The following is a 1754-nucleotide window of genomic DNA, read 5'->3' as shown; positions in this document are numbered from 1 at the left end:
CATTTTGGCATCAGTCTGAATTTTTCCCTCGCTATTGCTAAAACCACAGGGAACATTAGCGCTCAATGAAAGTTTAATCATCTCTGGTTTCATACCGCCCCTCCGATACTCAGAAGGTACTCACGCAGACGGGTTGTAAGGTATTTTGATGTGCGAGCAAAGCTCAAAAGCTGCTCGATTGATATGCCGCACACTTTCATTATGCGTGCAATATGCGTACTATTTTGCATAGCTCAACTCCTAGTTCTCTTAGGGTTTGGGTTAGCTCTGTACGAATGCTGAATTCATCCGTACAGAGTGTTATTAATTTACTTCTTTAATAACTAAATTTTTTTCGCTATCTTACTAATAATTACTTTATCAGCATCATCTATATAGCAATTCCAGCCTGTCACTGAAGCTAGTTCATATAACGCATTTTTTAATCTATATCTAAACATCCTTAATTCTTTTATACTGCTCCCACTTAATTCTCTAATTGTCTCAACTTTAATAGGAACAGGTTTAGAGTGGCTACTGTAAAAACCGTGTATCCATTGAGTTAGGGGTTTTCCTTTTAATTGCAAACGAACGCTTTTTGTAATACCCGTCCAACCAGAATCATCGAAACAAACCACTATTTTTGGATTAAGTATTAAACAACTTTCAGTTGTTTCTTCATCTCGATATTGTTCAAATATCAAACTTCCCATATAGGTATATTTACCATCAGATATTTCAACATCATTAACTCGTAGTCTCCACAAACTTTCATTTAACCAAACATAGTCTGATTTACCATTACTGCGTCCAATTGATATCAAAAAATCATTAGGAGTAAATTTTACGACTTTCCCTAACGGAGTTGATTGACACCTTTGTAGACATTCTAGCCAAACATCAAGATCCGATTGATCCAACTGTTCACCAGAATATTTAACGGTGTAGCCGTTAAAAGTGGCTTTTAATACATTTTTTTCATATTTTCTATTCCCTTTTTTAACTATACCAAATAGAGCGCTACGTAATATCACATTGGGTGTGGGAATCTGTGTGTTTTTACTAATAGGCAAATGTACTTCCTCAATTTCCTTATTGAATTCAGGATCTATTTTATCTTTTACATTAGAAGTTTTTTTAGACGGATTTTCATCACCAACTGTTATTGAGTCTATTTTATCCATATGGTGATCGAGTAACTGTTGATTTCTGTTTTTGACTAATTCCGCAATATTGTTAATCTTAACATTAAGTTTTTTCATATCATCTTCCCTATGCATAGGCGCACGATAGAAGATAAAAATAAGACAAACTTATTCCCTACTATAATGATTAATATTACAGGAAGATTTTTGCAAAAAAGATTACAAAACAGTATTATTGCTAATGTCGACATTAATTATCCTTGTAATAAGTGCAAAGTTGACATTCAGCCCTTATTTTTGAACGGGTAGGGGCTGAAATCATTTTTTCATAGCTGCAATTCTTTTCTGTTTTACGATAAACAATCGTATTGCATTCGCCGTAACTTCAAACTTTTTATTTTCAGCCAACCAAAACGCGATTCTCTCGTAAGAAAGCCCTTGTTCTCTAAGCCTTAAAATATCCTCTTTGAAGTCACTTGTTGTTTTTTTCATATGCCACTCATTTTTCCTAAAACAGCGAAATAATAAAACAACAATAGCACACCTACAAGCACAAGCACAAGTGTTATTATCAATAAGGATATTTTTATTCGGGATAGCTGTAACGCTTATTCGGGATAGCTGTAACGC

At 34.3% G+C, this 1754-nt stretch carries 2 protein-coding genes; both read right to left on the bottom strand.

All coding sequences use genetic code 11. The annotated features are described in order from the left end of the window. Window positions 1-323: 323 nt before the first annotated feature. Window positions 324-1241, bottom strand: coding sequence for a plasmid replication initiator TrfA (gene trfA, locus G468_RS0117510; protein ID WP_051297197.1), 918 nt, complete (start codon window positions 1239-1241; stop codon window positions 324-326). 201 nt (window positions 1242-1442) lie between these two features. After that, a partial coding sequence (locus tag G468_RS24510; protein ID WP_034250457.1) for a hypothetical protein occupies window positions 1443-1754 on the bottom strand: 312 nt, incomplete at its 5' end.

Origin of the sequence: Arsenophonus nasoniae DSM 15247, assembly GCF_000429565.1 — a bacterium.
Classification (GTDB): Bacteria; Pseudomonadota; Gammaproteobacteria; order Enterobacterales; family Enterobacteriaceae; genus Arsenophonus; species Arsenophonus nasoniae.
This window is presented reverse-complemented; position numbering and strand designations above follow the sequence as displayed.

Excerpts from the sequence above, each read along its gene's own strand:
- trfA (WP_051297197.1), bottom strand. The coding sequence starts at position 1,241 with ATGAAAAAACTTAATGTTAAGATTAACAATATTGCGGAATTAGTCAAA.